Below are 25,709 nucleotides of genomic sequence, written 5' to 3'. Positions count from 1 at the left end.
TACTAGGCCACGCGTGACGTCTTTATGGTTGGCCGATCGGCCCGAACAGCCTTGGGCCGCAAGCAAGCTTGACGAGGGTCCCCGCTCCGCGGATGTCATCGTCGTGGGCGCCGGCATCACCGGGCTGATGACCGCGGTTCTGCTGGCCCGCGCCGGCAAGGACGTGCTGGTGCTCGAAGCGCGCACAGTGGGCGCCTGCGCCACCGGGAACACCACCGCGAAGATCAGCCTGCTGCAGGGCAGCCACCTATCGAAGATCCTGCCCAGGCATGGCAGGGAATTGGCTCGCGCCTACGTCGACGGGAATCGTGAAGGCCAGGACTGGGTGCTCGATTACTGCGGGTCCCATGGCATACCGGTGCAGCGCGAGGACGCCTACACCTACGCCCAGTCCACCAAGGGAGTGCCGTCCGCGCGCCTGGAGCTTCAGGCGTGCCAGGCGGTGGGGCTGCCCGCCGTCTGGGACGACGACGCCGGCGTGCCGTTCCCGTATCACGGCGGCGTGCGGCTGCCCGATCAGGCCCAGTTCGATCCGATGCCGTTCCTGGATGCGCTGGCCACCGAGCTGCTCAACCGCGGCGGACGGCTGGTCGAGCACACCCGAGTCCGCCGGGTGTCGAGCCGCGGCGAACGCGTGCGGGTCCACGTCAATGACGCCGCGCAGCGCGACGTCGAACTCCAAGCCGGCCAACTGGTTCTCGCCACCGGCATCCCAATCCTGGATCGCGGCGGATACTTTGCGCGCGTAAAGCCCAGCCGGTCCTACTGCATGGCGTTCAAGGTCCCCGGCAACGTCACCCGGCCGATGATGATCTCCACCGACTCGCCGACCCGCTCGGTGCGCTACGCGCCCGTCGCGGACGGGGAGCGGCTGATCGTGGGCGGGGCCGGCCACACCGTGGGCCGCAAGAAGAGCCCGTCGAAGGCGCTCGAGGAACTCGCGTCGTGGGCCCGCAAGCACTACCCGGGTGCCGAGCAGACGCACTTCTGGTCGGCGCAGGATTACACGCCCATCGACCAGCTGCCCTATGTCGGGCCCATCCTGCCGCGCACCGAAACCATCTTTGTGGCAACGGGATTCAACAAGTGGGGAATGACGAACGGCGCTGCCGCGGCGTTGGCGCTGTCGAGCCGCATCCTGGGTGGCCGGATGGACTGGGCGAGGGCGTTCGCCAGCTGGAGCCCGCATGAGTTGACCGGCCTGCCAACCGCCATGCAGGCCAACCTGGAGGTGGGCTTCGACCTGGCCAAGGGCTGGATCACCCCGCTGCTGCGGGCCGGACGGCGCAGCCCGGGGGCCGACGAGGGCGGCGTGGTCAGCGGCCCGCCGTGGCATCTGGAGGCGCGCTGCCGGGTCAATGGCACCGAGCACCGGGTATCGCCGGTGTGCCCGCACCTCGGGGGAATCGTGAACTGGAACGACGCCGACCAGGCGTGGGAATGCCCGCTGCACGGGTCGCGCTTCGCCCCGGACGGCACCCTCCTCGAGGGGCCGGCCACCCGAGACCTATCCGCCTGAATCCGCGCGAAGGGCTCAGTCCGTCTTTTGGTAGACGAGCCAGCGTAACTCGACCGGCGAGTGCTCACGGTCGACGTCGAACACATCGAGACCGTTGGCCCATCCCTCGAACCAGCCCGTGGGCGGCCAGGCGGCCTCGGGCAGGTGAGCCTTCTCGTATTCGTAGGCGGAATCGTCGGCAACCAGCTCGAGGGACAGCCCCGCCGCCGCGGTCTCCAGCTGGTCGCGCGTGTAGATCATGGTGTTGCACTGCTGACCGAATTGCAGCACGGATTCGTCGGGGACGTAGCCTTCGCGGGGCAAGAAGGCGTTGAACACCAGCCGCCCGCCGGTAGCAAGGCATTCGGCGGCGAGCTCGAATACGCCGCGCAACTCACGGGTCGTTCGGAAGTCGGGCACCACCTCGGAGAGCACCATCAGCTGGTATTCGTCGTGGACGCTTTCCATCGCGGTGAAGACATCGCTCTGGATCACGTGCACGGCCAGCGACTCGCTCTCCGCCTCGGAGCGCATGACGTCGGCGAGCTTGGCCGCCATCTCCACCGCGTCCACCGGGTGGCCGCGGCGTGCCAGGGCCAGGGCGTTGCGCCCGGTTCCCGCTCCGACGTCCAGCACGCGGTAAGTCGTCGGGTCGGCCGCTTCGGCGGCCAGCGCCAGCACCCGCGCGTCGGGCTCGGTGCCGAACAGCGGCGCCGGGCGCACGGCCACCCACTCGTCGTAGTCGGCGTCGAGCGTCCGCCACTCGGCCTTGACGCGGATGTTGATGCTCGTTCCGAAGTACGCGTTGAACGAGATGAGGATGTCCGAGCGGGGGGAGGCCTTGAAGCCCTTCGCCAGCTCGGTCTCGAGCGAGATCCGCAGCTGAGCCGACTGTTCGGGCGTGTGCCAGACGCCCAGTGTGGCGCACAGGTTGGCGCACAGCTGTACGTATTCGTCGATCAGGCTCGGGACGGCCGGCACCCTGATGTGCCCCTCGGCCGAGGTCCGGCGATACAACCGCCTGACCATCGCTTCGTAAAGCATCGACGGGTCGACAGGGCCGGAAGGCGGATCTTGCACCAGAACCTTCTACACGACCCGGCCGCTTTGCACCACCGATCGGACCACCGCGTCGATCAGTCCGAGCGGGCGGCGTCTTCCACGAGGTCGGCGGCCTTGGCGACACTCTCGGCGGGCTTGCTCATCTGCGCGGCGACCTCACGGGCGCGAGCCGCGCATTCCGGAGTCAGCACAGAGCGTAGGTCGGCGACCAGCGAGTCCAAGGTGCTGTCCAGAAAGCGCCGTCCCGCACCGACTTTCAGTCGTTCGACGGCTTCCGCCCACATCGGCTGATCCCATACCGTCCAGAGGATGAGCGTGGGAACTCCGGCGCGCAGGCCTGCCGCCGTGGTGCCCGAGCCACCGTGGTGGACCACCGCGCGGCAGGCGGGGAAGACGGCCGCGTAATTCAGCGCGCCCACCACCTTGACGTGGTCGAACCGCGGCACGCCACCGAAGTCGTTCGCGCCGGCGCAGATCAGCGCACGCTCGCCCAATCGCGCGCAGGCGGCACTGATGACGGCGACGGTCTCGGCGGGAGAGTCGATGGGTGTGCTGCCGAAGCCGAAGTAGATCGGCGGCGTGCCGGCCGCAATCCAGGACAAGGCCTCATCGTCGGCATCCGTCGGCAACTCCAGAGTCAGCGACCCGACAAAGGGGCGTCGACCGCCCGGCTCCACCCATTCGGCGGCCGGCCCGGGCAAGCACAGCTCGTCGTAAGTCTGAAGTTCGAGCAATCCGTCGTCGCGGGCCGCCGGGACGGCCGCCTCGGGCAGGCCGAGCGCACGGCGTTGGGCTTCTCCGGCCTCCCTCGTGATTCCCGAATACAAGTCGCTCGACGGCATGATCCGCGCCGGGAAGACGTGCAGCGCGGCGAGCGGAATCCCGTGATGTTCGGCGACATTGGCAGCGAGCGCCTGGTCGTTCATGTGCGCCAGGAGCAGGTCGGCCCCCTTCGCCACCGATGTCAGCGTCGCGCTCTTCTTCGCCCAGATTCGGTTAACACGCTCGCTGGCTTCAGACAGCGCGCCGATCCCGTACTGAAAGCGGCCGAGAAACTCCGAGGCCGCATCCATCGAGCCTTGGGTATCCGGCCCGTAGGCGACCGCGGGGACTTCCGCCGACTCGACGAAGCCGACCTTGTCCGGCGGGACGGCCAGGCGCACGTCGTGACCCCGGCGCGACAGCTCCCGGCCGAGGGCGGCGCAGGGCTCGATGTCGCCCCGCCCGCCGTAGCTTGCCAGCACAAATTTCATCCACTCCGACCTAACTCGCGGTGACGGTATTGATCCAAGCAGACCGGCCAGTCGGGGCCGCCGGACGCGGACCCCGCCGGCGCCGCCCGCCTTCGGCGTGGCGCGTCCGGTGCGGTTGACGGGTTTGGCGGCGATCCGGAGGTAACTTATCGGTGCTCTGGGACACCCCAACGTCGTTGAATTCCTGGTCACCGCCCATGCTCGAGCCCCTGCCGCAAAGGCTCCGCGGCCAGAGGCCAGGGCCCGGTCGACCGTCATCGCGGTACCTGTACTACTTAAAGGATCGAAGATTTGTTTGCTGTCCGTTGGGCAACCCCACTACGGCCAGAAACGGGCCGTTCACACTGCGGCCACCAGTTGAACCGTCCGGAGGAGACGACTCATGGATTTCGCAGCACTACCTCCGGAAATCAACTCCGGGCGGATGTACACAGGGCCGGGGGCCGCGCCGATGCTGGCCGCCGCGATGGCCTGGGACGCGCTGGCCGTCGCGTTGCATTCGGCGGCGGACTCGTACCAGGTGGAGGTCACGGCGTTGACGGGCGGGCCCTGGCTGGGGCCATCGGCGGCGGCGATGTCGGCCGCGGCCGCCCGGTACGTGGCCTGGACACGGGCCGCCGCCGCGCAGGCTGAACAGACCGCCACCCAGGCCAAAGCCGCGGCCGCCGCCTACGAGGCGGCGTTCGCGGAATCGGTGCCGCCGCCCGTCATCGCGGCCAACCGCAGCCTGCTGATGTCGCTGATCGCGACCAACATCTTGGGGCAGAACACGCCGGCGATCGCGACCACCGAGGCGCAGTACTCGGAGATGTGGGCGCAGGACGCCGGGGCGATGTACGGCTACGCGGCGTCGTCGGCGGCGGCGACGCGGCTGACACCGTTCGCCTCGCCGCAAGAGAGCAGCAATCCGGGCGGGTCGGTGCGGCAAGCGGCCGCCGTCAACGCCGCCGGCACCTCGGCCGGAAAGGTGCAGAGTGCCCTCTCGCCGACCCAGCAGGCCTTCACCGCGACGCCCGACGCGTTGCTCAACCTCGCAAGCCCCCTCGACTATGGCTTCGGCGGACGCGACCTGCTGGGCCTGGCGGCGGACCTGAGCGCGGTGTTCGTCGACCCGGAAGTCGGAACGGCGGGGCTCGCCGCCGCGATCGTAGCGCTTCCCTACGACGTGTCCGGCGCACTGACCGGTTTCCACACCGATGACATCGTCAGCGGCTGGGCAGGGGTGCAATCCTGGCCCGGGTGGGCACCCGTGCCCCCCACCCCCTTCCCGGTGATCACCAACCTGGCGGGCGGTTCGGCCGCGACCGCGAGCCTGGGCCAGGCGAATATGGTCGGCGGTTTGTCGGTTCCGCCGGGCTGGGCGGCGGCCGCCCCCGCGGTACGCCCCGCCGCCCTGGCCTTGCCCGCCACCACTGTCGGCGCGGCCGCGCAGGCCTCGTCCAGCGGCTCCGGAAGCCTGTTCGGCGAAATGGCCGCGGCGAGCATGGCGGGGCGCGCTATGGCCGGTACGACAGGTGCGGGTGTCGCCGGCCGCGCCGAACGGCTCAGGGCCACAACGCAAAAGGCGACGCAGGATGGTTCGGGGGCGCCGCAGGTTCCGGCGGGCGGCCCGATCACCAGCATCGCCGCCGAGCTGCGCGAGCTGGCATCCCTGCGCGATGCGGGAATCATCACCGAGGACGAATTCAACGAGCAAAAACAACGGCTGCTCCCACACTGACTCCAAAAACCGGGGATAGCTGATCGCGTTCCGTTCACTGCTTCCCGAATGATGTCCAATATCGACAGATGTCGCGGGCAATTGTTTCGTACGATATTTGTATGTCGCGGCGACATTTCGCGATTGATATCGAACCGAACTATGAATTGATGAGCAGGTAAGCGGCGCGCCATTCTTCGCCTATCACGGCAAGCCGAAGTGTTACCGTTTGCACGCGCCAAGCTTTTCCGATCGAACTTCGCGAGCGCCCATGTTCACTTCCACGACAGCGTCCCCGCGCCGCACCGCGCTGGTGGCGGCGTGCGTCGGCGTGTGCCTGCTTTCATCGTGTCGCCCGGCGCCGCCCTCTACACCGCAAGCGAACGCGCCGTCGGCCATCGTCAGCAGCGCCCCCAGCAATCCCACGCCGACGCCGGCGGCCGGCGCGCATCCGTCGATCGAAGGCGGCGTCTACGGCGATCCCGCTACGGCCGCAAAGTATTGGCAGCCACAGTCGCTGGAGGACAACTGCGGGCTGATGTCGGTGGCCGACGTGGTCGGCGAGATCACCGGCCACGCACCTACGGAGCAGCAGATGATCAAGCTGGCGGAGTCGACGCCCTCACAGACCAATCCCGGGCCCATCTACGCACCGCGCGACGACCCGAGCCACGCCAGCGGTGACGGCGGCATCGAAATGGCCGATGCGGTAGTGCTACTCGACCACTACGGCATCAAGTCGGAGGTAACCTACGCGGCGCATCCGGATCAGACCGGTCTACCCGCGCTCGAGCGGTACCTCGCCGATAATCGCAAGGTGATCGCCTGGGTCAACTCCGCCGTCATCTGGAACACCAGCGACCAGCGGACCAAGGCCGATCACTTTCTGGTCGTCACCGGGATCGACACCAACAGGGAGATCGTCCACCTCAACGACCCCGGGGTCGATCACCCCGACGAACAGGTCACCATTCCGACCTTCGTGACCGGCTGGCAAACCGGACAGGAATCGATTGTCGTCACCGCGACTCCTGGCTGAGTGCCGGCTTTCCCGGGCAGACGGACCGGCCCTCCGGGGTGTGATCAACACTCACGCCGAGGTCACGGAAATGGTCCCGGCCGCCGATTACCACGACAACAGCAATTTTCTTAGTTTTAATATTCGCCGCATCGCCCGCTCATATACTGACCCCACCTCGACACCGACAACAAAAGAAGGGCACGAAATGCTTGCACCGCGTTGGCTGGCCAAACTGACAATTCCCGTCATGGTTGGCGCTGCCCTCACCGCAACCACCGCGATTGCCTCGGCCGACAGCACGGACGACGCATACATCGCGAAACTGCACAACTTGGGATTCACCTGGCCGTCGGGGAGTGACTCCGACATGATCGCAATGGGGCACGCGGTCTGCGCCGACCGGATGGCCGGCAAAACACCGGATGCGATTGCCGCCGATTTGCATTCGAGCATGAGCTCGAAGGGCTTCTCGTTCGCGGACATGACCGGCTGGGTCAGCGCGGCGGAGTCGACCTACTGCCCGGGCTGATCGCTCCCTGACCCACCACTCGGTTTCGCGCCCCGCCCGCATACGCTGAGCGAGACAGTTGGTGCGGTCTCGCCGAGTGGGGATGGGCAGTGGAGGGTTCGACGGCCTTTTCAGGTTTCGCGGCGGTGGACATGCAGGTGCACAGCCTGCTCCGCTACCCAGTGAAGTCGATGCTCGGCGAAGCCGTGCCCGACCTGTACGTCGACGAGCATGGCGCCGAAGGCGACCGGCGGCTGGCGTTGCTCGACGCCGCCACCGGGCATGTGGCCAGCGCCAAGAACGCCCGGTTGTGGCGCGGCCTGTTGAAGTGCACTGCGAATGCGGACGCCGGTCGGGTAAGCATCGGACTGCCCGACGGCACCAGCGTGAGTGCCGACGACCCCGGCATCGACGACCTGCTTTCCGCTCTGATGGGACGGCCGGTCCGGCTGATCGCGCAGCGCCCCGAGGGCGCCACGCTGGTGCGTCCGGACCCGGAGAAGTTGCTCGAGCTGGGCTTGGACGCCGAGGTCGGCGGCCGCATCCTGGAGATCGCCCAGGCGACTCCGGGCGATGCCTTCACCGACGAAGCCCCACTGCACGCGATCACCACCGCCACGCTCGAGCACATCGGCGTCGAGGCGCTGCGGTACCGGCCCAACCTGGTGATCACAACGCCGCCGGGTTACCCGCCCTACGCCGAAAACGACTGGGTCGGCGGGGAGATCGCCGTCGGCGACGCACGGCTGCGGGTCCTGACTGCCACATCACGGTGTGTCGTACCCACGCTCGAGCACGGTCCACTGCCACGCGCTCCGCAGGCGCTCCGCACACCTGCGGCCGAAAACCGTTGGGACACAGGGGGTCACGGCGCCCAACCGTGCGCTGGCGCCTATCTCGCCGTGGTGACGCAAGGGGTCATCCGCGTCGGTGACCAGGTCACCATCGGCGGGTAGGCGGTTCAATCGGTGCGCGGCGGTCTTGTCATGCGCCAAGTCAGGCGCCCAGATTGCGCAGCGCAGTGTCGAGCTCCTCGGCCTGCTCGGCCAGCTCGCGTTCCGAGAGCTGCGTGCCTCCGGCCCGCTCCAGCACCTCCTGGCGCGTCGCGATCTGCAGGGCGCCACGGTAATCCGGTGCATCCAACTCCGCCGGCGAGGCGACGTCGATGCGGCCCTCGATCGCGACCAGCGCCGCGTGTTCATCCTCGGCGGCCAGCAGCCGCCGGACATCGTCAGCGTTGACGTTCATCTCAAGTCGCCCCAACCATTTTCATGACAAGCAATACCGCTACCGCGAGGAAGACCACGGCGAAGACACAAACGGCGATCACCGTGAGTAGGGAACTGGGGGTGAATCGCCCGGTCGCCGGCGGCTGGTGTTCACCGACGCCCGACGTTTGCGGCGCCGCAGGGGGAGTGGATCCCGGTGGCACGCCGCCACCGGCCTCTAGGCCGGGCGTTTGCACCGGGTCGGGATTAGGGGGTTGTGCTGTCATCGCTGACGCCTGTCCTTCCTGGGCTTACGGTGTCGCTCGCACCGGGTTTCATACCGGGCCGCATCGCCACCCGCGCACCGCGTTGCATTCCCGCCCAGAACGCGCCCAAACGGGATGCTGCGATTACTGGCCGATCATCGGCGCCCGCCCTGCGATCACGTTGTGTATGAGAAGCATTCAGGCGGCCGGAGGCCAGGCACCTAGGATTCCGAGTGCGGAGTGGGGCTTTGCGCGGATTCCCACTTCGCCTCCAGCGACCTGGTCACCGTCGTGCCGGCGGGCAGGTCCAGCTGAAAGGTCTCCCCGTCGTCGTCCTGGAAGGTGACGATGTAACCGGCGTCGGTGGAGTCTTTGAACACCACCTTGTAGGGCTGTTCACCCGAGCCACGATCGACGGCGATGACGTCGCCAGGCGAGACGTCGTCGATGAGGTCGTTACCGGAGGCTTTGGACATACGGTCGACGGTAGCCGATCAGGCGACCGCGCCCGTATCTCGATCACATTCGCTCCCCGGCGACCACCACCCTGCGCACGAATTCCGTTGCAGCGCTGGCACGTTCATTCGCACCCGGGAGGATGATCCGGCCCCCACGCGCGGGTGACGCAGGTCACATGCGTGTTTGATCGGCGTCATCGGTGGAATCACTGCCTTGATACGAACGAACGCAATTCTTGGCTAAACGCCGCAAGGAGATTTTCGATGAGCGAGCAGAACAAAGCCGACGAAGCGCGCAGGGGCCTGATCGATTCGGTCAAAGGCAAAGCCAAAGAGGTCGTCGGGGCGGTTACCGGCAACGAGTCGCTGACCGCCGAGGGGCAGCTCGAGCAGACCCAGGCGCACGAGCGCAAGGAAGCGAACGCGATGGAGGCCGTGGCCGAGGCGCAGGCCAAGCAGGCGCAGGACGCCGCGGCCGAGGCCAAGGTTGAGGGCGCCCAAGAACGCGTCGCGGCAAACGCGCAAGCCGTCGCCGCCGAGGAATCGATCGAAGCCCAGGAGGCGGCTCAGAAGCGGGCCGCCGAGCAGGCTGCACGGCAGCGGGCGACCGCCGAGAAGACTCAGGCCGAACTCGACGCGCAGCGCGAAGCGCAGCGAGCGAAGGCCGAGGAGCGCGCCGAGATCCGTGAAGCGTCGGAGGACATCATCGACGCCGTCGCCGAGCACCAGACGTCGGTCCAGGTGGCGCGCAACGAAGAGTCGGAGGCCGACCGCCTGCGACGCCAGGCCCAGAACGTGACCGACGAAGCCGACCTGCCCTGACGGCGGGCCACACACAGGAGAAGTTGATGAAGATATCCGAAGTCCCGTTCGCGGTTTTGCGGTTCCACTACCAGCTGGCCCGTTTCCCGTTGCAGGTCATCGAGGACCGGGTTGTCACCCGAATCCCGACCGAAGCGCCCGCTCGCCTGCTGTTCGAGCGTTCGCTCGGCATGCTGGACACCACGGTCGGCAATGTGCTCGATGACCCAAAGCTGGTCGAGCGTGGGACGGCGCTCGTCGAGCGCAGTGACGCGCTGGGCCGCGCGGCGCAGCTGGACGCGAAGGCCGCGGCCCGCAAGGAACAGGCCGACGCGAAGCTGAAGGGCGCCCGCGACGAGGCGATCGAGGACCGGCAGGAAGCGCAGGCCGCCACGCAGCAGGAGATCACGCAGGCCCGCAACGCCGCCGAGCAACGCAAACAGGAAGCCGCACAATCGGCCCAGCGGCAGAGTGCCGCGGCGAAGCGGCGCGCCGACGAGGCGGCGGACAGGCAGAAGCGCACGGTCGAGTCGGCCAAACGCCAGGTGGAGACCAGAACCCAGGCCGCCGAGAAGGCCGCATCCAAGGCCGCGGCGGCGAAAATCGACGAGGCCGAAGACAAGTTGGGCGACGCCGCCGACAAGCGCTCCGAGGCGGACCGGGTCGCGGAACTGGCGGCCGCCGAGAAGCGGCTGCGGCAGGAGGAACGCGCTAACGACTGACGCGCGCGCAGCTCAGACCCGCGGCGGCGGCCCCTGGTTGACCTTGTTAGCGGCGAATGTCGCGGCCTGGGCGGTCATTCCGGCGTCGATGTAGGACACGTGCGCCATCAGGTTGCCGCCACCGGAGCAGATCGGGTCGTCGGTCGCACACAAGCTGATGACCTTCGATCCATACGCCGGGTTGATCGTGGGTAGCGGTTGGCCGCCCCACAACATCGTCGAGAGTCCACTGCTGGGCTCGCCGAAGAGGGCGACGGCGGCGACGTGATCGGCGACCGGAGCCGGCATCGCGTTGGTGGCCAGGTCGATCACCGTCGAGCCCTGGGAATAGCCGCCGAGCACGATCCGCGAGTTCGGGCAGCTGGCGACGGTGTCTTGGACGTGTGCGCTGGCGTCATTGGCTCCGGCATTCGCGCTGTTGTGGTAGTCGTCGTTGGCCGGGTAGTTCACGGCGTAGACGTCGACGGACTTCCCGCCGAGTTGCGCGGTGAGCGAGTCCACGAACGCCTGCCCGATGTTGCCCAGACCGGGCTCCTGATGAGTGCCGCGGGCGAAGACCACCGAGACGTCGGAGCACGCATCGGCGGCAGCGGTGGGCAGGGCTGATGATTCCCAGAAGGGGCTGCTCAGCACCGCCCACGTCGCCACCACAGGGAGACCAACAATGCGAGTAAGTCTGCGTGCACTCATGCCGAAATCCTGTCACATCAGTGCACGCCTGGGTGCCGACGGTCGGCTCTACCGTGATGACGCGGGAGCAGGCAGCCGAATCGCTCTGGCGCACAAGGGATTCTCAGTCGGCAATAGTCCGGATGCGAATGGGGCCCGCCCACTCATCGTCGGGATCGACGACGGTGCCGCGCTGCGTTATCTCCACGTGGCCCGATTTCGCCAGGTCACGCGCGGCGTCGCGCGCGTCCGGCATCAGCTCACGCCAGTCCGCACCACCCACGGCACGGGCGGCATCAGAGGGGCAGATGCTGCTGCGCGGGCCGCGATGCTCGGCCAGCGCGCGGATTGACGATTCCAGTCGGTGCCTGATCGGCCCATCCCCGAGCGCGACCCCGGCATGGTCGGCGCCGGGGCCACCGCCGTCAAGCACCCGGCGGAGTTCGGCTCGTAATCGCTCAGCCACGCTTAGCGGCCGCGCCATTGGGGCTTGCGCTTCTCGGCCCAGGCCCGGAGACCCTCGGCGACGTCCTCGGTCACACCGGCCACCTTGCGCATGGTCTCGCCGAAACGGACCGACTCGATCCAGCCCATGTCCGCCGTCCGCCACGCCACTTCCTTGGTCGCCCGTTGGGCCAGGGGAGCGGCCTCGGTAAGGGTCCTCGCCCAGGCCCGGGCTTCGGCCTGCAAGTCGTCCGGCTCCACCAGCTTCCACACCAGGCCGATTTCCTTGGCCCGCTCGGCGCTCATGGGCTTGCCGGTCAGGAGCAGTTCCATGGCGTTGGCCCAGCCGACCCGCTGGGGCAGCCGGATGGCCCCGACGATGGTGGGCACGCCGATCGACACCTCGGGAAAGCAGAACGTCGCCTCGGTGCTGGCGATGACGAAGTCGCAGAAGAGTAGGCCGGTCACTCCATAGCCGATGCAGGGCCCGTGCACGGCGGCGATGGTCGGCTTGAACAACTCCATCCCGGACTCGAAGGAGTTGATCGTCGGCTTCTCCCAGAAGGTGCCGCCGAAGGTGCCCACCGAGCCCTCGCCGTCCTTGAGATCGCCGCCGGCGCAGTAGACGCTCCCGTTGGCGGTCAGGATCGCGACCCACGCATCCAGGTCGTCGCGGAACCGCTCCCACGCCGCGTTCAAGTCCTGGCGAAGAGGCCCGTTGATGGCGTTGCGAGCCTCGGGGCGGTTAAGGGTGATGGTGGCGATGTGGTCGTCCAGCTCATACGTGACGAGACTCATGGGTTCACCCTAGGGCGCCGAGTGTGCCTGCTGAGTACGAGAACTGGCCTGAATTCGTCCATACGTCCGACACTCGGCGGACGGCGGGCGGCCCGACCCCCTAAGTACGGCAAGTCGCGGTGACCCCTGGGGTTTGCAGCCGCCCGGCAAGCCAGGGCAGCGTCGCGGCGAATGCCGTTGCGGCAGAGGGCCAGTCGTGCCTTCCGGGCAGTTCGACGATGCTGCAGTCGATGCCATGGGCGGAACCGAGACCGCAGAGCGATTCCGCGGCGGTCTGACCGACCGCCTTCGGCCGGGCGCCATGTCCGCCCGGAACCGCGAAAAGCCCGGACAGGTCGGAGTAGGTGCCGTGGCGCGCGATGACCGTGCTGGGATCGAACGACGACCAGGCCTCCGAGTCGCCGCCGAACAACCGGTCGACGGTTTGGGATCGCGTGCCCGCATTGGGCGCGAGGTCACCGCCGACGTCGACGAAGGCGCCGAACGTGCCGGGATGCATGACGGCCAAATCGACCGCACAGGTACCGCCGGAGGAGAAGCCGACGACGCCCCACCTCGCCGCCGCGAATTGGACATTGATCGCGGGAACGACATCGGCGGTCAGGTGGTCGGCGGCATTGCCGCGTGACCCGTTCACACACTCGGTGTCGACGCCGAACCCGCCGGTCGCGTCGGCGAAGACGGCAATAGGCGCGTTGCCGGCGTGCGTCGCGGCAAAGGCGTCGAGGGTGCTGACGGCCTCGCCGGCGCGAATCCAGTCGGCCGGTGTGTTGAATTCACCGCCGAGCATGAGCACCGCCGGCAGCCGCACTGGTGGTGTGCTGCTGAACCAGGCCGGTGGCAGGTAGACCCATTCGCCGCGGTGGCGAAAACCCGACGCTTGGTCACCGGAGTCAACCGCGAGGACCACACCTCGCGACGGCTTGACGCCTTTGTGCCGCATCGCCGCAACGGCATCCCAGTCGGCTTGGCCGGGCAACGGCGCATTGGTCAGTTGGCCCCAGGCGGCGTAGACGGTGGGGAAGTAGCCCAGCCAGCCGTTGATGGTCAGTCCCGTGCTCAGCAGGCAGAACGAGGCCGCGAAGACGGACGCGTTGCGGCGCCACCAACCGGCACCACGCCAGCCGACTACCGCGATCACAACGGAGAATCCCGTGAGGGAGACCCACAGCCACATCGGCCACGGCGCCGGCTCGCTGGCCAGACCGAGTGTTTCGTAATGCCAGTGAATGATCGCGCCGAACAGGGCGCCCGTAACCGCCCCCGCCGGCACCGACAGCACCCGCCAGCGGCGCCCCCGCCATCCGATCGCGTACACCAACGCCACGATCGTGAGCAGCTCGACGGCGATCGGGATGGCGCCCCGCATCAACGAGATTCGCCACAGGGGATTGGTGTAGTCGGCCGCCTGCGCGAGACGCGAAATCGCCGCCGGCTTGGGATATTCCATAGCCGCTGTGGACTACCCGCGCCGCTTGCGCGCGAATCACCGTCGCCCGACCCGACGATGTCCCCGGGCGGGCACGCCTATCCTGGCCCGAGTGGCCGAACTGTCCGTCGCGGAACTGCGCACCCGCCTCGACGGTCTGACCATCCGCGACGCCGCGCGCCTCGGGAGGCGCCTGAAGAATCTGCGCGCAGCCAAACCCGACCAGCTTCGGCAACTCGCCGAGCAGCTCACGCGCGCCGAAGCGCTCGTCGCCGCGCGGCAATCCGCGGTGCCGGCCATCAGCTATCCCGAGCTGCCGGTCAGCGCGCGGCGGCAGGAGATCGCCGACGCGATTCGGACGAACCAGGTCGTCGTCGTCGCCGGTGAAACCGGTTCGGGCAAGACCACGCAACTGCCGAAAATCTGTCTCGACGCCGGCCGGGGCGTCCGCGGAACCATCGGGCACACCCAGCCCCGGCGGCTGGCCGCCCGCACGGTCGCGCAGCGCATCGCCGACGAATTGGGCAGCCCGCTCGGCGAGACTGTCGGCTACACAGTCCGGTTCACCGATCAGGTCAGCGACCGCACCCTGGTGAAGCTGATGACCGACGGCATCCTGCTCGCCGAGATTCAGCGCGACCGCCGGCTGCTGCGCTACGACACCGTGATCCTCGACGAGGCCCATGAGCGCAGCCTGAACATTGACTTCCTGCTCGGTTACCTGCGCGAGCTGCTGCCGCGCCGCCCGGACCTGAAGGTCATCGTCACCTCGGCGACGATCGAGCCGCAACGGTTCGCGGATCACTTCGGCGGTGCGCCGATCCTCGAGGTGTCCGGGCGTACGTACCCGGTGGAGATCCGCTACCGGCCGCTGGAAGTCCCCGTGTCAAGCGGTCGGGAGGATGATCCCGACGACCCAGACCACGAGATCGTGCGCACCGAGACTCGCGACGAGGTCGAGGCGATCGTCGACGCGATCGCTGAGCTCGAGGCCGAGCCGGCCTGGGACGTCCTGGTGTTCCTCTCGGGCGAACGCGAAATCCGGGATACCGCAGAGGCTTTGACTTTCTTGACGGGCGGCCCAGACTACACCGAGGTGCTTCCGCTGTACGCCCGGCTGCCGACCGCCGAGCAGCAGAAGGTGTTCGCGGCACACACCGGGCGCCGGGTCGTGCTGGCAACCAACGTCGCCGAGACGTCGCTGACGGTGCCGGGTATTCGCTATGTCGTCGACCCCGGCACCGCCCGCATCTCGCGCTACAGCCGCCGCCTGAAGGTGCAGCGGTTGCCGATCGAACCGATCTCGCAGGCCTCTGCCGCCCAACGCGCAGGGCGCTGCGGCCGGGTCGCCGCCGGCGTTTGCATCCGCCTGTACTCCGAAGAGGACTTCGCGGGCCGTCCGCGCTATACCGAGCCCGAAATCCTGCGGACCAACCTCGCCGCGGTGCTGTTGCAGATGGCGGCGCTGCGGCTAGGAGAGGTCGAAAACTTCCCGTTTCTCGACCCGCCGGACCGGCGCAGCGTCCGCGACGGGGTGCAGCTGCTGCAGGAATTGGGAGCTTTCGACGCCCAGGGCGGGATCACTGATCTCGGCCTCCGCCTGGCTCGCCTGCCGCTCGACCCCCGGCTGGGCCGGATGATCCTGCAGGCCCACACGGAGGGATGCGTGCGGGAGGTCCTGGTGTTGGCCGCGGCGCTGACCATCCACGACCCGCGGGAGCGGCCCACCGACCGCGAGGAGGCTGCCCGTCAGAAGCACGCCCGCTTCGCCGATGAGAACTCCGACTTCCTGTCGTACCTCAACCTCTGGCGCTACCTTCGCGAAAAGCGGAAGACCCTGTCGGGCAACGGCTTTCGCCGTATGTGCCGCGACGAATTTCTGCACTACCTGCGCATCCGCGAGTGGCAGGACCTGGTCGGACAACTCCGCGGCATCGCCCGCGACCTGGGCATAGTTGAAGGCGCCGCGTCCGATGAGCCTGCCGACCCGGCGCAGGTGCACGCGGCGCTGCTGGCCGGGTTGCTGTCGCACGTGGGGATGCGCCGCGAGGACGGGCGCGACTACCTGGGGGCGCGCAACTCGCATTTCGTCCTCGCACCGGGCTCAGCGCTCACCAAGCGGCCGCCGCGATGGGTGGTCGTGGCGGAGCTGGTCGAAACCAGCCGCCTGTACGGGCGCACCGCCGCGCGCATCCAGCCCGAGGTGGTCGAGCGGATCGCGGGCGACCTCGTGCAGCGCACCCACAGCGAACCGCACTGGGACGCCAGACGCGGCGAGGTGATGGCCTACGAGCGGGTAACGCTTTACGGACTGCCGCTGGTGGCGCGCCGCCGCGTCGGATACGCCCGGGTGGAGCCGGCGCTGGCGCGGGAATTGTTCATCCGGCATGCGCTGGTCGAGGGCGACTGGCAGACGCGCCATCACTTCTTCCGCGACAACGCGCGGCTGCGCGCCGACCTCGAAGAGCTGGAGGAGCGGGCCCGCCGCCGCGACCTGATCGTCGGTGACGACGAGGTCTACGCGCTCTACGACGCCCGCATCCCGGCCGAAGTCGTCTCCGCGCGGCACTTCGACGCCTGGTGGAAGAAGCAGCGACACAGAACACCCGAACTGCTGACCTTCACCCGTGGCGACCTGTTGCGCACCGTCGACACCCCCGATGCCGAGCGGCCGACCGCCTGGCATTCGGGCGATGTCACGCTGCCCCTGACCTACCGATTCGAGCCGGGCGCGGCCGACGACGGCGTGACGGTGCACGTGCCGATCGACGTGCTCGCGCGGTTGGGCGGTGACGAGTTCGCCTGGCAGGTTCCGGCGCTGCGGGAGGAGCTGGTGACCGCGCTCATCCGCTCACTGCCAAAAGACTTGCGCCGCAACTTCGTTCCCGCCCCCGATACCGCCCGTGCCGTGCTGGCAGGGATCGACCCGGCGGGGGAGCCGTTGCTGGAGGGGCTGCAGCGCGAATTGCGCCGCCGCACCGGCGTTCTGGTGCCCGTCGACGCGTTCGACCTGGACAAGTTACCGGCGCATCTGCGGGTGACCTTCGCCGTCGAGTCCGCCGACGGTACCGAGGTCGCCCGCGGAAAAGACCTCGACGCGTTGCAACTACGGCTCGCGGCGTCCACCCGCCAGGCCGTGGCCGAGGCGGTCGCCGCCGAGCTGGAACGGTCGGGCCTGCGCAACTGGCCCGACGACCTCGACGAGCTGCCGCACGTCGTCGAGCGGACGATCGACGGCCGCGCCGTGCGAGGCTTTCCCGGCTTCGTCGACACGGGCAGCGCCGTCGACCTTCGGGTCTTCACGACGCCGGCGGAGCGGGACAACGCGCTGGGGTCGGGGATGCGGCGGTTGGTCCGGCTGAGCGTGCCTTCGCCGGCCAAAGCGGTTGAGCGACAACTGAGCCCGCGGACACGCCTGGCGCTCGGCGCGAACCCGGATGGCTCCCTGACCGCGCTGCTCGAGGACTGCGCCGATGCCGCGGCGGAGGCGCTAGGGCCCGGGCCGGTGTGGACCCGCGCCGAATTCGCCGCGCTACGCGAGCGGGTGGGCAAGGCGCTAGTGTCCGCGACCGCCGACGTCGTGGCCCGCGTGGAGCAGGTGCTGGCCGCCGCGCAGGACGTGCAACTCGCCCTGCCCGGTCGGCCGTCGCCCGCGCAGTCCGACGCGATCGCCGACGTCCGCGCTCAGCTGGATCGGCTCTTGCCGCCGGGATTCGTCGCAGCCACCGGACGCGCCCATCTCGCCGATCTCACCCGCTACCTGACCGCAATCCGCCGGCGCCTCGAGAGGCTGCCGCACGGGATCGAGGCGGACCGGGTGCGGATGCAGCGCGTGCGAGCCGTGCAGCGCGCCTACGAGGAATTGACACAGTCGCTGCCTCGCGCACGGCAGGCGGCGGCCGACGTGCGCGACGTTGGGCGGCAGATCGAGGAATTGCGGGTGAGCCTGTGGGCCCAGCAGCTGGGCACCCCGCGGCCCGTGAGCGAGCAGCGGATCTACCGAGCGATCGATGCGCTGCGCGACCGTACGTGAATTATTGCCCTCCCACTCTCAACCTATAGCGCACCGGGGGGCTTGTGGCAAGGGCGGGGTGATGCCGCACAATCGCTGGCCGAAGCCAATTTTCGCTCTTATCAGGGGGTTGAGAGTGTCCTCACACGAGAACGTCGACCACGCGGTGCTGATCGCTGGAGGAGGCCCGACGGGCCTGATGCTGGCCGGCGAACTGGCGCTGGCGGGGGTCGATGTGGCGATAGTCGAACGGCGCGCCGGCCAGGACCTCATCGGTGCGCGCGCCGGGGGTCTGCACGCGCGCACCATCGAGGTCCTCGATCAGCGGGGTATCGCCGATCGGTTTCTTGCCCGGGGTCAGGTCGCCCAGGTCGCCGGGTTTTCCCAGATTCGGCTGGACATCAGCGACTTTCCCACCCGGCATCCCTACGGTCTCGCGTTGTGGCAGAACGAGATCGAACGCATACTCGCCGACTGGGTGGACGAGCTGGGCGTGCGGTTCTATCGCGGACACGAGGTGACGGGTATCGCCCAAGACCGCAGGGGCGTCGACGTCGCGTTGTCCGACGGCCGATCCCTGCGAGGTGCATACCTCGTCGGCTGCGACGGCGGGCGCAGCGTGGTCCGTAAAGCCGCAGGCATCGAGTTCCCCGGCTGGGATCCGACGACGAGCTACCTGCTCGGCGAGGTTCAAATAGATTGGGGGACAGGCGATTCACCGGTGTGGGGAATCCGCCACGACTCACTCGGCGTGCACTCCCTCGCCGCCCCGGAGGAGGGCGGACCGGTGCGTGTCATGGTCACCGAGCGGCGCCTCGGGTCAAGCAGCGAGCCCACGCTGGGCGATCTGAGTGAGGCGCTGATCGCCGTATACGGAACGGACTACGGGATACACAGTCCCGCTTGGCTTTCCAGATTCACCGACACGGCACGGCAAGCCGCAGCCTATCGCGACCGACGCATCCTGCTGGCCGGGGACGCCGCGCACGTCCACCATCCGGTGGGCGGGCAGGGGCTGAACACCGGCGTCCAGGATGCGGTCAATCTGGGATGGAAGCTGGGACAGGTGGTCAACGGGACGTCGCCCGACAGCTTGCTCGACAGCTACCACGCCGAACGGCACCCGGTCGCCGCGCGCGTTCTGCGCAACGCGATTGCGCAGATGGCGCTCCTTCGCCCCGACGACCGAACCAAGGCGCTGCGCGACACGATGTCCGACCTGCTCGCCATGGACGAACCTCGCAAACGGTTCGCCGCGATGATGTCCGGCCTGGACATCTGCTACGACCTGGGCGACGCACACCCGCTGCTCGGACGCCGCATGCCGGATCTTGATCTGGCCACCGCCGAGGGGACACTGCGGGTTTTCACGCTGCTGCACCGGGCCCGCCCGGTGCTGCTCAACCTCGGGGAAGCGGGCCGATTCGACAAGGCGTCCCGGACCGACAGGGTCCAGCTGATCGACGCGGAATACGCCGGTAACTGGGAACTTCCAGCAGTCGGCACGGTACCGGCCCCCGATGCGGTCTTGATTCGTCCCGACGGGCACGTCGCCTGGGTCGGAAACGGCACTGGTGACGGCTTGGGCGACGCGCTCACGGCCTGGTTCGGCGCCCCGCCCGGCGCTTAGGGCTAGTCCGGCGGTTCGTCGCCCGAGCCGAGGGTGGGGGCGCGTTCCCAGTCGCTGGGCTTGCCGGCAACACCTTCGGCCTCCCGGTCGTCGGCGACCTTCTCCTCGAGCTGGTCGACGATGTCTTCCAGCTCCTGAGAGTGACCCCGGAGGTCTTTGTCGGGTTTCGTCATATCGCTTTCCATCGACTGTGGTCGGGCAGCGCCCGTCGCTATCCAGTACCCCATCCACCGGCTGGTAATCGGCTGGGGATTGTGATCCTCAACATGGCAGCGAAGGCCGCGTTGACCGAGCTAGGAGTGACGGACGCGACATTACGCCCCAGCGGTGGAAGTATCGCAAGGGTGGCCGATAAGAAACCGCAGACCATCTCCTACCCGGCGGCCGACAGGCGTCCGCGCCGCCACGAATCCGAGCCGCTCGATCCCCACGTCATCGTTCTGTTTGGTGCGACGGGGGATCTGGCGAAACGCAGGCTGATACCCGGCCTGGCCTACCTGGACCAGTCCGAGCTTGCGCCCGACATCCAGATCGTCGCGACGTCGCTGGAAGACCTCAGCGACGACGAGTTCCGAGAGATCGCCAAAGATGCGATCGAGTCGTTCGGCAGGCACAAGCTCACGTCCGAGCAGTGGGCCAATTTCGCGAAGATCATCACCTACGTCCCGCAGGGAAAGGGACCGGAAGCGCTGGCGGCGGCGGTCGCGGAAGCCGAAGCCGAGCTGGGCCCCAACGTCAGGCGGCTGCATTACCTGTCGGTGCCGCCCAAGGCCGCGCGCGAAGTCATCACCATGCTGAGCGACGCCAAGCTCGTCGAGCGCTCGCGGGTGGTTATGGAGAAGCCGTTCGGAACCGACCTGGCCAGCGCGGTGGCGCTCAACGATTTCGTGCACGAAACGTTCGAGGAATCCCAGATCTTCCGCATCGACCACTTCCTCGGCAAGGAGGCCGCGCAGAACATTCTGGCGTTCCGCTTCGCCAACGGACTCTTCGAGCCGATCTGGAACCGCAACTTCATCGACCATATCCAGATCGACATCCCCGAGGCCCTCGGCCTGGATCAGCGGGCGAACTTCTACGAGGAGACCGGCGCCTACAAGGACATGGTCGTGACCCACCTGTTCCAGGTGATGGCGTTCGTCGTCATGGAGCCGCCCACTGCGCTCGAGCCGTTTGCCATCAGTGAAGAAAAGAACAAGGTGTTCCGCTCGATGCTGCCGGTCAAGCCCTCCAACGTGGTGCGCGGCCAATACAACGGATACCGCGAAGAGAAAGGCGTGGCAAGGGATTCCGACACCGAGACGTTCATCGCCCTCAAGGTCGGCATCGACAACTGGCGCTGGGCGGGCGTGCCCATCTATCTGCGGACCGGCAAGAAGATGGCCGAAGGCATCCGCATCATCTCGATCGCATTCAGAGAGGCGCCCCGGACGATGTTTCCGCCCGGCTCGGGGGTTGGGACTCAGGGGCCCGACCACCTGACGTTCGACCTGGCCGACAACTCAAAGGTTTCGCTGTCTTTCTACGGCAAGCGGCCGGGCCCCGGGATGAAGCTGGACAAGTTGTCCATGCAGTTCTCCTCGCAGGAGATCGACACCGTCGTGGACGTGCTGGAGGCGTACGAACGGCTCATCCTCGACGCGATGCGCGGTGACCACACGCTGTTCAACACCGCGGAGGGCATCGAATCATTGTGGGAGCGTTCGCAGGAGCTGCTCGACGACCCTCCGCCGGCGAAGATGTATCAACCGGGCACCTGGGGTCCCAACGCCATCCATCAATTGATCGCACCCAATGCGTGGCGGTTGCCCTTCGAGCGCGAGTGGCGCGACGCCAGGCCCGACTCGTAGCCGGCGCGGTCAGCCCAGTTCGGCGCTGATGTAGGTGATGGCGTTCCGAAATTCCTTGAGCATCTCATTGTCGGGAACGACGAAGCCGTAGCCGGCGTATAGCTGATCGGTGGGGTGGTGGGTGACGATCCAGCCGGTGGCGGCCAGGTGCTCCGCGGCGGGTTGGCGCGCCCCCTCCCACACCAGATCGGCGACGTCGATGTCCAGTCCGTGCTTACGCCAGGTGGTGCGCATCGCCCGGGCGCGCTCGTCGGTGAACACGCCCATGTTGGTGATGTTCTCGGTGGCCAGCCGACTGCCCGGTGCGCTGAGCGCGGTGATGCTGTCCAGGAGCCGGTCCTGCGCCTGCGGCGGCAGGTAGGGGAGCAGACCCTCGGCGATCCAGGCCGTCGGCGCCGTAGGGTCAAACCCATTGCCGCGCAGCGCGGTTCGCCAATCGTCGCGCAGATCGATACCTACCGTTCGGCGTTCGGCGGTCGGTTCGGCGCCGATCCGGGCCAGCGTTTCGCTCTTGAAGGCGATGACCTCGGGCTGATCAACCTCGTAGACCACCGTGCCCGCGGCCCACGCCAACCGATAGGCGCGGGCGTCCAGCCCGGCGGCCAAGATCACGGCCTGACGTATCCCGCTGCTGGACGCCGATGTGAGGAAATCGTCGAAAAACCTGGTGCGCACGGCGATCTGCTCGCGACGCTGCTGCAGGGTCACAGGCATGTCGTCGTTGTCGAGCGGGATCTGGCCATCGAGCATGCGGACGAAGAACGGGTGGCCGACCGCGCGCACCAACGGCTCGGCGAACCGGTCATCCAGCAGCGGATCGGGCTCGCGGGAGGCCAGCGCCCGCGACGCGGCGACCATCGTCGCGGTCGCCCCAACGCTGGACGCCAAATCCCAGCTGTCGCCCTCGGTGCGCGCCGAACCAAGTGATGACACTCGCCGCTCCCTCCTGGAATTCGGCCGCCGCGGCGGCATGATTTCGGATGTTCGCCGCCAACGGGGCGCGGCTACACCACCTGGGTCGAAGGGTACTTTCTGCCTAAGCCGCACTCACCAAGCCCCCGCTGAACTCGAGACAGGAAGCGAACCACTGGATGGCACCGACTCTGCGCCCGCGCCGCTCGGCGTTGTACCTGCCCGGCAACAAGCCCCGCGCATTGGAGAAGGGGAAATCGCTGCCCGCGGACGTGGTCATCCTCGACCTCGAGGACGCCGTAGGACCTGACGCCAAAGCCGATTCACGGGCCGCTGTGTGCGGCGCGATCTCCCCGGAAAGCTACGGGCCCCGGGAGGTCGTGGTGCGCGTCAACGGCCTGGACACCGACTGGCACGACGAGGACCTGGCCGCCGTGGCCGGTTCTGCCGCTCACGGCGTGCTGGTGCCGAAGGTCGAGTCGGGCGATCAGGTCCGGGCGCTGGCCGCGACACTGGTCAAGCTAAACGCCCCGGAGTCGTTGCAGCTCTGGGTGATGATCGAAACGCCGCGGTCCTTCCTGAGGGTCGAGGAGATCGCCTCGGCCAGCGACCGATTGGCCGCGCTGGTGATCGGCACCAACGACCTGGTGAACGATCTGCACGGCTTGCATGTGCCGGGCCGGGCACCGGTCGTGCCCGCGTTGTCGTTGGCGGTGCTGGGAGCCAGGGCGGCCGGAAAGGTGATCCTGGACGGCGTGTTCAACGACATCACCGACGAAGACGGATTTCGCGCCGAGGCCCGGCAGGGGCGTGAAATGGGTTTCGACGGCAAGACTTTGATCCATCCGTCCCAGATCGGCCCGGCCAACGACCTGTTTGGTCCGTCGCAGCGGGAAGTCGCGGACGCCCGCAAGGTTGTCGCGGCCTATCAGGAGGCACGGGCCGCGGGGACCAGTGTCATCACGGTGGACGGTCGGATGATCGAGAGCCTGCACGTCCGCAATGCCGAGCGAATCCTCGCGCTCGCGGACCTCATCGCGGAACTGGCCTCCGCCTCCTAGGCGTACGAGGCTATTGCTTGTCGACTCGGCCGCCGATCTGGCCGGCAAGTTTGACCGCCACGTCCGCTCCCGCTGGCGTTGGAGATCGGTCCCACTTGGAATTCGCAGGAAGGGACGCCAACGGGCGTCCGGACACCCCGTGCTCTACCGTGATGGCAGGCGGGGACAGGGGTGCCCAGTTTCGACGAGGGCGCCATGCCCGGACCGGTGAGTCGACGGTGACCACGCGGTAGGTTGAACGCGGTTCCGAACGACTCGAGAGGAGACACCGTGCGTCACAGCGCGGCCATGCCCGAGGCCGACCGCACGTGGATGGTTGACACGCTGCTCGCGCTGCTGCAGACACCCAGTCCGGCGGGGCGGACGGACGCGGTGATGCAGCTCATCGGCGACATCTTCGACGACTTTGGTGTGCCGTTCTCCCTGACCCGGCGCGGCGCGCTGACCGCCGAACTCCCCGGGGAATCGGCGACCATCGACCGCGCGCTGGTCGTTCACGCCGACACCATCGGCTGCATGGTGCGACGGCTCAAGGACAACGGCCGTCTCGAGGTCATTCCGGTCGGCACCTTCTCGGCCCGGTTCGCCGCGGGCGCCCGGGTGCGGATCTTCTCCGACGACCCCGACGAATTCATCACCGGCACGGTCATGCCGCTCAAAGCCAGTGGGCACGCCTTCGGCGACGAGATCGACCTGCAGCCAACCGACTGGGAACACGTCGAGGTCCGCGTCGACCGCAAGGTGTCCTCGCGGGAGGACCTCGTCCGTCTCGGCCTGCAGATCGGCGACTTCGTCGCGCTGATCGCCAGCCCCGAACTGACCGCCGACGGCTACATCGTTTCTCGTCACCTCGACGGCAAGGCGGGCGTCGCGATCGCGCTTGCACTGGCCAAGAATTTCGCCGAAAACAAGCTGGTGCTGCCGCACCGCACGATGGTGATGATCACCATCACCGAGGAAGTCGGCCACGGGGCGAGCCATGGCTTGCCCGCCGATGTCGCCGAATTGGTCTCGGTGGACAACGCGGTGTGCGCGCCCGGCCAACACTCCATCGAGGACGGGGTGACCATTCCGATGGCCGACCTGCACGGCCCGTTCGACTATCACCTGACCCGCAAGCTGTGTCGGCTCGCGCAGGAGCAGGAAATCCCTTGCGCGCGGGATGTCTTCCGCTTTTACCGCTCCGATGCCGCCGCGGCCATCGAGGCGGGCGCGGGCACCCGCGCGGCGCTCGTAGGCTTCGGACTCGACGGCAGCCACGGTTGGGAACGCACCCATCTGGATTCGCTGCAGGCGGTGTACTGCCTGCTGCACACCTGGCTGCAGACGCCGCTGACCTTCGCCAAATGGGATGCCAAGCCGTCAGGCAAGCTCCGGGACTTTCCGTCGTCCAAGCAGCCCGCCCCGAGCGAGCGGTGGGTACCGCTGGCCCGCGGGGAACACGATTCACCCGGCGAGGCGTCGCCGGGATCGCACTGGCCGCCGTCGGAAGGCCCGCAGGCCTGAGGCGTTAGCGCCTAGTTTCCGGCGCCGCGGGGGATCCGGTCGGCGCGCCAGCACCGCGATTTCATGGGGACGTCGACCGCGTCGGCCTCAGCGAAACGCTCAGTCAAGGCGGCGCGGGCATTGGCGAGTCGCTCAGCGCGCTCCTCGGGAGACGCGATGATCACCCGGCTGTAGGTGCCCACCATCGCGACGACATCGTCGATGCTCATCCTCCGCGCGAACGTGAACGTCTCGCGGGCGACGTTGTGGAAGATCTGCGGGTCGGGGAGCACGACGTTCTCGTGGCGCCGGCGGAAGCGGTCGGGGGATTCCGCCTCGGGTGTGTCCTCACCCGGCAGCAGGTCGAGGTCGCGCACCCAATCCACGTCACGATCCCGGCTGGTCCAAATCAGGCCGAATCGCCCGCCGTCGCGCAGTACCCGGCCGATCTCCGGAACGGCCCGCTCGGGATCCATCCAGTGCCACGCCGACGATACGAACACGGCGTCCGCGGAGACGTCGGGAAGCGGAATCGACTCCCCAGTGCCTTCGACGGCACGAACCTCGGGAGACCGCTCGGTGAGTACCGCCCGCATGCGCGCGTCGGGCTCCACGGCGCTGACCGCCGCCGCCCTGTCCACCAGTGTGCGGGTGAACAGCCCGGTGCCCGCGCCCAAGTCGACGGCGACCCCGCAATGGGGCGGAACCAGCCAGTCCACTGCCTGCTGCGGAGGGTGCGGACGCAACCCGTCATAGTCCTCGGCGATCGAGCCGAAGGACGTCGCGCGCTCTTGACGATCAGTCACACGCAACAACGTATTGCAGCTCGCTGTGCAAGAGATGAGGAAGAGCGCGCGGCGTCACCACAGGGCGCTGTGATTGACGAGCGCGTCGGCCACCAGACCTATGCCGAAGACCAGGAA

The 25,709-nt window shown here is 68.0% G+C and carries 24 protein-coding genes; 12 read left to right on the top strand and 12 right to left on the bottom strand.

All coding sequences use genetic code 11. The annotated features are described in order from the left end of the window. Positions 1–13 precede the first annotated feature (13 nt). The gene (locus A5709_RS19530) at positions 14–1,519 is read left to right on the top strand and encodes an FAD-dependent oxidoreductase (protein WP_197520200.1); all 1,506 of its coding nucleotides are present in this window, start codon (positions 14–16) and stop codon (positions 1,517–1,519) included. A gap of 15 nt (positions 1,520–1,534) precedes the next feature. Here A5709_RS19530 and A5709_RS19525 read toward each other — a convergent pair whose 3' ends face one another. Both A5709_RS19525 and A5709_RS19520 read right to left on the bottom strand, forming a co-directional pair. Continuing rightward, positions 1,535–2,578: a bifunctional 2-polyprenyl-6-hydroxyphenol methylase/3-demethylubiquinol 3-O-methyltransferase UbiG gene (locus A5709_RS19525; RefSeq protein ID WP_067950851.1), complete on the bottom strand. Its 1,044-nt coding sequence runs from the start codon at positions 2,576–2,578 to the stop codon at positions 1,535–1,537. A gap of 56 nt (positions 2,579–2,634) precedes the next feature. Next, entirely contained in the window at positions 2,635–3,813 is a 1,179-nt protein-coding gene (locus tag A5709_RS19520; protein ID WP_067950853.1) for a glycosyltransferase, read from the bottom strand. Between the two features lie 382 nt (positions 3,814–4,195). Here A5709_RS19520 and A5709_RS19515 point away from each other — a divergent pair, with 382 nt between their 5' ends. The 4 genes from A5709_RS19515 to A5709_RS19500 all read left to right on the top strand — a co-directional run bounded on the left by A5709_RS19515 (position 4,196) and on the right by A5709_RS19500 (position 7,997). Beyond that, positions 4,196–5,533, top strand: a complete 1,338-nt coding sequence (locus A5709_RS19515; protein WP_068121758.1) for a PPE domain-containing protein — start codon at positions 4,196–4,198, stop codon at positions 5,531–5,533. Between the two features lie 250 nt (positions 5,534–5,783). Further along, entirely contained in the window at positions 5,784–6,551 is a 768-nt protein-coding gene (locus tag A5709_RS19510; RefSeq protein ID WP_067950858.1) for a C39 family peptidase, read from the top strand. Between the two features lie 40 nt (positions 6,552–6,591). Continuing rightward, positions 6,592–7,062, top strand: coding sequence for a DUF732 domain-containing protein (locus tag A5709_RS19505; protein ID WP_231972009.1), 471 nt, complete (start codon positions 6,592–6,594; stop codon positions 7,060–7,062). Between the two features lie 131 nt (positions 7,063–7,193). Beyond that, a complete protein-coding gene (locus A5709_RS19500; protein WP_369827379.1) occupies positions 7,194–7,997 on the top strand; it encodes an MOSC domain-containing protein in 804 nt (267 codons plus the stop codon). Positions 7,998–8,037: 40 nt separating this feature from the next. Here A5709_RS19500 and A5709_RS19495 read toward each other — a convergent pair whose 3' ends face one another. The 3 genes from A5709_RS19495 to A5709_RS19490 all read right to left on the bottom strand — a co-directional run bounded on the left by A5709_RS19495 (position 8,038) and on the right by A5709_RS19490 (position 8,991). After that, positions 8,038–8,289: a hypothetical protein gene (locus A5709_RS19495; protein WP_068009695.1), complete on the bottom strand. Its 252-nt coding sequence runs from the start codon at positions 8,287–8,289 to the stop codon at positions 8,038–8,040. Position 8,290: 1 nt separating this feature from the next. Further along, positions 8,291–8,536: a DUF6480 family protein gene (locus A5709_RS28930; protein ID WP_082953300.1), complete on the bottom strand. Its 246-nt coding sequence runs from the start codon at positions 8,534–8,536 to the stop codon at positions 8,291–8,293. 200 nt (positions 8,537–8,736) lie between these two features. Further along, positions 8,737–8,991 (bottom strand): hypothetical protein, encoded by a 255-nt coding sequence (locus A5709_RS19490; RefSeq protein WP_067950869.1) that lies wholly within the window; start codon positions 8,989–8,991, stop codon positions 8,737–8,739. 246 nt (positions 8,992–9,237) lie between these two features. Here A5709_RS19490 and A5709_RS19485 point away from each other — a divergent pair, with 246 nt between their 5' ends. Then, the gene (locus A5709_RS19485) at positions 9,238–9,795 is read left to right on the top strand and encodes a CsbD family protein (RefSeq protein ID WP_067950871.1); all 558 of its coding nucleotides are present in this window, start codon (positions 9,238–9,240) and stop codon (positions 9,793–9,795) included. 26 nt (positions 9,796–9,821) lie between these two features. Beyond that, the gene (locus A5709_RS19480; RefSeq protein WP_067950873.1) at positions 9,822–10,496 is read left to right on the top strand and encodes an IF2 family translation initiation factor; all 675 of its coding nucleotides are present in this window, start codon (positions 9,822–9,824) and stop codon (positions 10,494–10,496) included. A 12-nt stretch (positions 10,497–10,508) separates the two neighbouring features. Here the strand turns inward: A5709_RS19480 and A5709_RS19475 are convergent, their stop codons facing one another. The 4 genes from A5709_RS19475 to A5709_RS19460 all read right to left on the bottom strand — a co-directional run bounded on the left by A5709_RS19475 (position 10,509) and on the right by A5709_RS19460 (position 13,857). Next, the gene (locus A5709_RS19475) at positions 10,509–11,186 is read right to left on the bottom strand and encodes a cutinase family protein (RefSeq protein WP_068121752.1); all 678 of its coding nucleotides are present in this window, start codon (positions 11,184–11,186) and stop codon (positions 10,509–10,511) included. Between the two features lie 103 nt (positions 11,187–11,289). Next, positions 11,290–11,631, bottom strand: a complete 342-nt coding sequence (locus A5709_RS19470; RefSeq protein WP_231972010.1) for a DUF3253 domain-containing protein — start codon at positions 11,629–11,631, stop codon at positions 11,290–11,292. Positions 11,632–11,633: 2 nt separating this feature from the next. Continuing rightward, on the bottom strand, positions 11,634–12,407 hold the full coding sequence (locus A5709_RS19465; RefSeq protein ID WP_068121749.1) for an enoyl-CoA hydratase/isomerase family protein: 774 nt from the start codon (positions 12,405–12,407) through the stop codon (positions 11,634–11,636). 100 nt (positions 12,408–12,507) lie between these two features. Beyond that, positions 12,508–13,857 (bottom strand): alpha/beta hydrolase family protein, encoded by a 1,350-nt coding sequence (locus A5709_RS19460; protein WP_231972011.1) that lies wholly within the window; start codon positions 13,855–13,857, stop codon positions 12,508–12,510. Positions 13,858–13,948: 91 nt separating this feature from the next. Between A5709_RS19460 and hrpA the strand changes: the two genes are divergently transcribed. Then, positions 13,949–17,869: an ATP-dependent RNA helicase HrpA gene (gene hrpA, locus A5709_RS19455; RefSeq protein WP_068121746.1), complete on the top strand. Its 3,921-nt coding sequence runs from the start codon at positions 13,949–13,951 to the stop codon at positions 17,867–17,869. A 100-nt stretch (positions 17,870–17,969) separates the two neighbouring features. Further along, on the top strand, positions 17,970–19,478 hold the full coding sequence (locus A5709_RS19450) for an FAD-dependent monooxygenase (protein ID WP_068121789.1): 1,509 nt from the start codon (positions 17,970–17,972) through the stop codon (positions 19,476–19,478). Positions 19,479–19,480: 2 nt separating this feature from the next. On the opposite strand, the gene A5709_RS19445 is transcribed toward A5709_RS19450, so the two are convergent. Beyond that, on the bottom strand, positions 19,481–19,663 hold the full coding sequence (locus tag A5709_RS19445; protein WP_068121744.1) for a hypothetical protein: 183 nt from the start codon (positions 19,661–19,663) through the stop codon (positions 19,481–19,483). 159 nt (positions 19,664–19,822) lie between these two features. On the opposite strand from A5709_RS19445, the gene zwf reads away from it, so the two are divergent. After that, entirely contained in the window at positions 19,823–21,328 is a 1,506-nt protein-coding gene (zwf, locus tag A5709_RS19440; protein WP_068121741.1) for a glucose-6-phosphate dehydrogenase, read from the top strand. A gap of 9 nt (positions 21,329–21,337) precedes the next feature. Here the strand turns inward: zwf and A5709_RS19435 are convergent, their stop codons facing one another. Then, positions 21,338–22,261, bottom strand: coding sequence for a class I SAM-dependent methyltransferase (locus A5709_RS19435; RefSeq protein ID WP_068121737.1), 924 nt, complete (start codon positions 22,259–22,261; stop codon positions 21,338–21,340). A 158-nt stretch (positions 22,262–22,419) separates the two neighbouring features. On the opposite strand from A5709_RS19435, the gene A5709_RS19430 reads away from it, so the two are divergent. Together A5709_RS19430 and A5709_RS19425 are read left to right on the top strand one after the other, a co-directional pair. Beyond that, positions 22,420–23,301 (top strand): CoA ester lyase, encoded by an 882-nt coding sequence (locus A5709_RS19430; protein ID WP_068121733.1) that lies wholly within the window; start codon positions 22,420–22,422, stop codon positions 23,299–23,301. A gap of 270 nt (positions 23,302–23,571) precedes the next feature. Continuing rightward, the gene (locus tag A5709_RS19425) at positions 23,572–24,807 is read left to right on the top strand and encodes an osmoprotectant NAGGN system M42 family peptidase (protein ID WP_156673217.1); all 1,236 of its coding nucleotides are present in this window, start codon (positions 23,572–23,574) and stop codon (positions 24,805–24,807) included. A gap of 11 nt (positions 24,808–24,818) precedes the next feature. Here the strand turns inward: A5709_RS19425 and A5709_RS19420 are convergent, their stop codons facing one another. Further along, positions 24,819–25,592 carry a class I SAM-dependent methyltransferase gene (locus A5709_RS19420; protein WP_068121730.1) on the bottom strand — a complete coding sequence of 258 codons (774 nt, stop codon included), beginning with the start codon at positions 25,590–25,592 and terminating at the stop codon, positions 24,819–24,821. Between the last annotated feature and the right edge of the window lie 117 nt (positions 25,593–25,709).

It is taken from the genome of Mycobacterium sp. E1386 (assembly GCF_001672745.1).
In the GTDB taxonomy this organism is placed as follows: Bacteria; Actinomycetota; Actinomycetes; order Mycobacteriales; family Mycobacteriaceae; genus Mycobacterium.
This window is presented reverse-complemented; position numbering and strand designations above follow the sequence as displayed.

What these genes read in the sequence shown, in the direction of transcription:
- A5709_RS28930 (WP_082953300.1), bottom strand. Translation starts at nt 8,536, where the DNA reads ATGACAGCACAACCCCCTAATCCCGACCCGGTGCAAACGCCCGGCCTA.
- A5709_RS19510 (WP_067950858.1), top strand. Translation starts at nt 5,784, where the DNA reads ATGTTCACTTCCACGACAGCGTCCCCGCGCCGCACCGCGCTGGTGGCG.
- A5709_RS19445 (WP_068121744.1), bottom strand. Translation starts at nt 19,663, where the DNA reads ATGGAAAGCGATATGACGAAACCCGACAAAGACCTCCGGGGTCACTCT.
- A5709_RS19500 (WP_369827379.1), top strand. Translation starts at nt 7,194, where the DNA reads ATGCAGGTGCACAGCCTGCTCCGCTACCCAGTGAAGTCGATGCTCGGC.
- A5709_RS19430 (WP_068121733.1), top strand. Translation starts at nt 22,420, where the DNA reads ATGGCACCGACTCTGCGCCCGCGCCGCTCGGCGTTGTACCTGCCCGGC.
- A5709_RS19465 (WP_068121749.1), bottom strand. Translation starts at nt 12,407, where the DNA reads ATGAGTCTCGTCACGTATGAGCTGGACGACCACATCGCCACCATCACC.
- A5709_RS19460 (WP_231972011.1), bottom strand. Translation starts at nt 13,857, where the DNA reads ATGGAATATCCCAAGCCGGCGGCGATTTCGCGTCTCGCGCAGGCGGCC.
- A5709_RS19485 (WP_067950871.1), top strand. Translation starts at nt 9,238, where the DNA reads ATGAGCGAGCAGAACAAAGCCGACGAAGCGCGCAGGGGCCTGATCGAT.
- A5709_RS19495 (WP_068009695.1), bottom strand. Translation starts at nt 8,289, where the DNA reads ATGAACGTCAACGCTGACGATGTCCGGCGGCTGCTGGCCGCCGAGGAT.
- A5709_RS19515 (WP_068121758.1), top strand. Translation starts at nt 4,196, where the DNA reads ATGGATTTCGCAGCACTACCTCCGGAAATCAACTCCGGGCGGATGTAC.
- A5709_RS19475 (WP_068121752.1), bottom strand. Translation starts at nt 11,186, where the DNA reads ATGAGTGCACGCAGACTTACTCGCATTGTTGGTCTCCCTGTGGTGGCG.
- A5709_RS19480 (WP_067950873.1), top strand. Translation starts at nt 9,822, where the DNA reads ATGAAGATATCCGAAGTCCCGTTCGCGGTTTTGCGGTTCCACTACCAG.
- A5709_RS19490 (WP_067950869.1), bottom strand. Translation starts at nt 8,991, where the DNA reads ATGTCCAAAGCCTCCGGTAACGACCTCATCGACGACGTCTCGCCTGGC.
- A5709_RS19520 (WP_067950853.1), bottom strand. Translation starts at nt 3,813, where the DNA reads ATGAAATTTGTGCTGGCAAGCTACGGCGGGCGGGGCGACATCGAGCCC.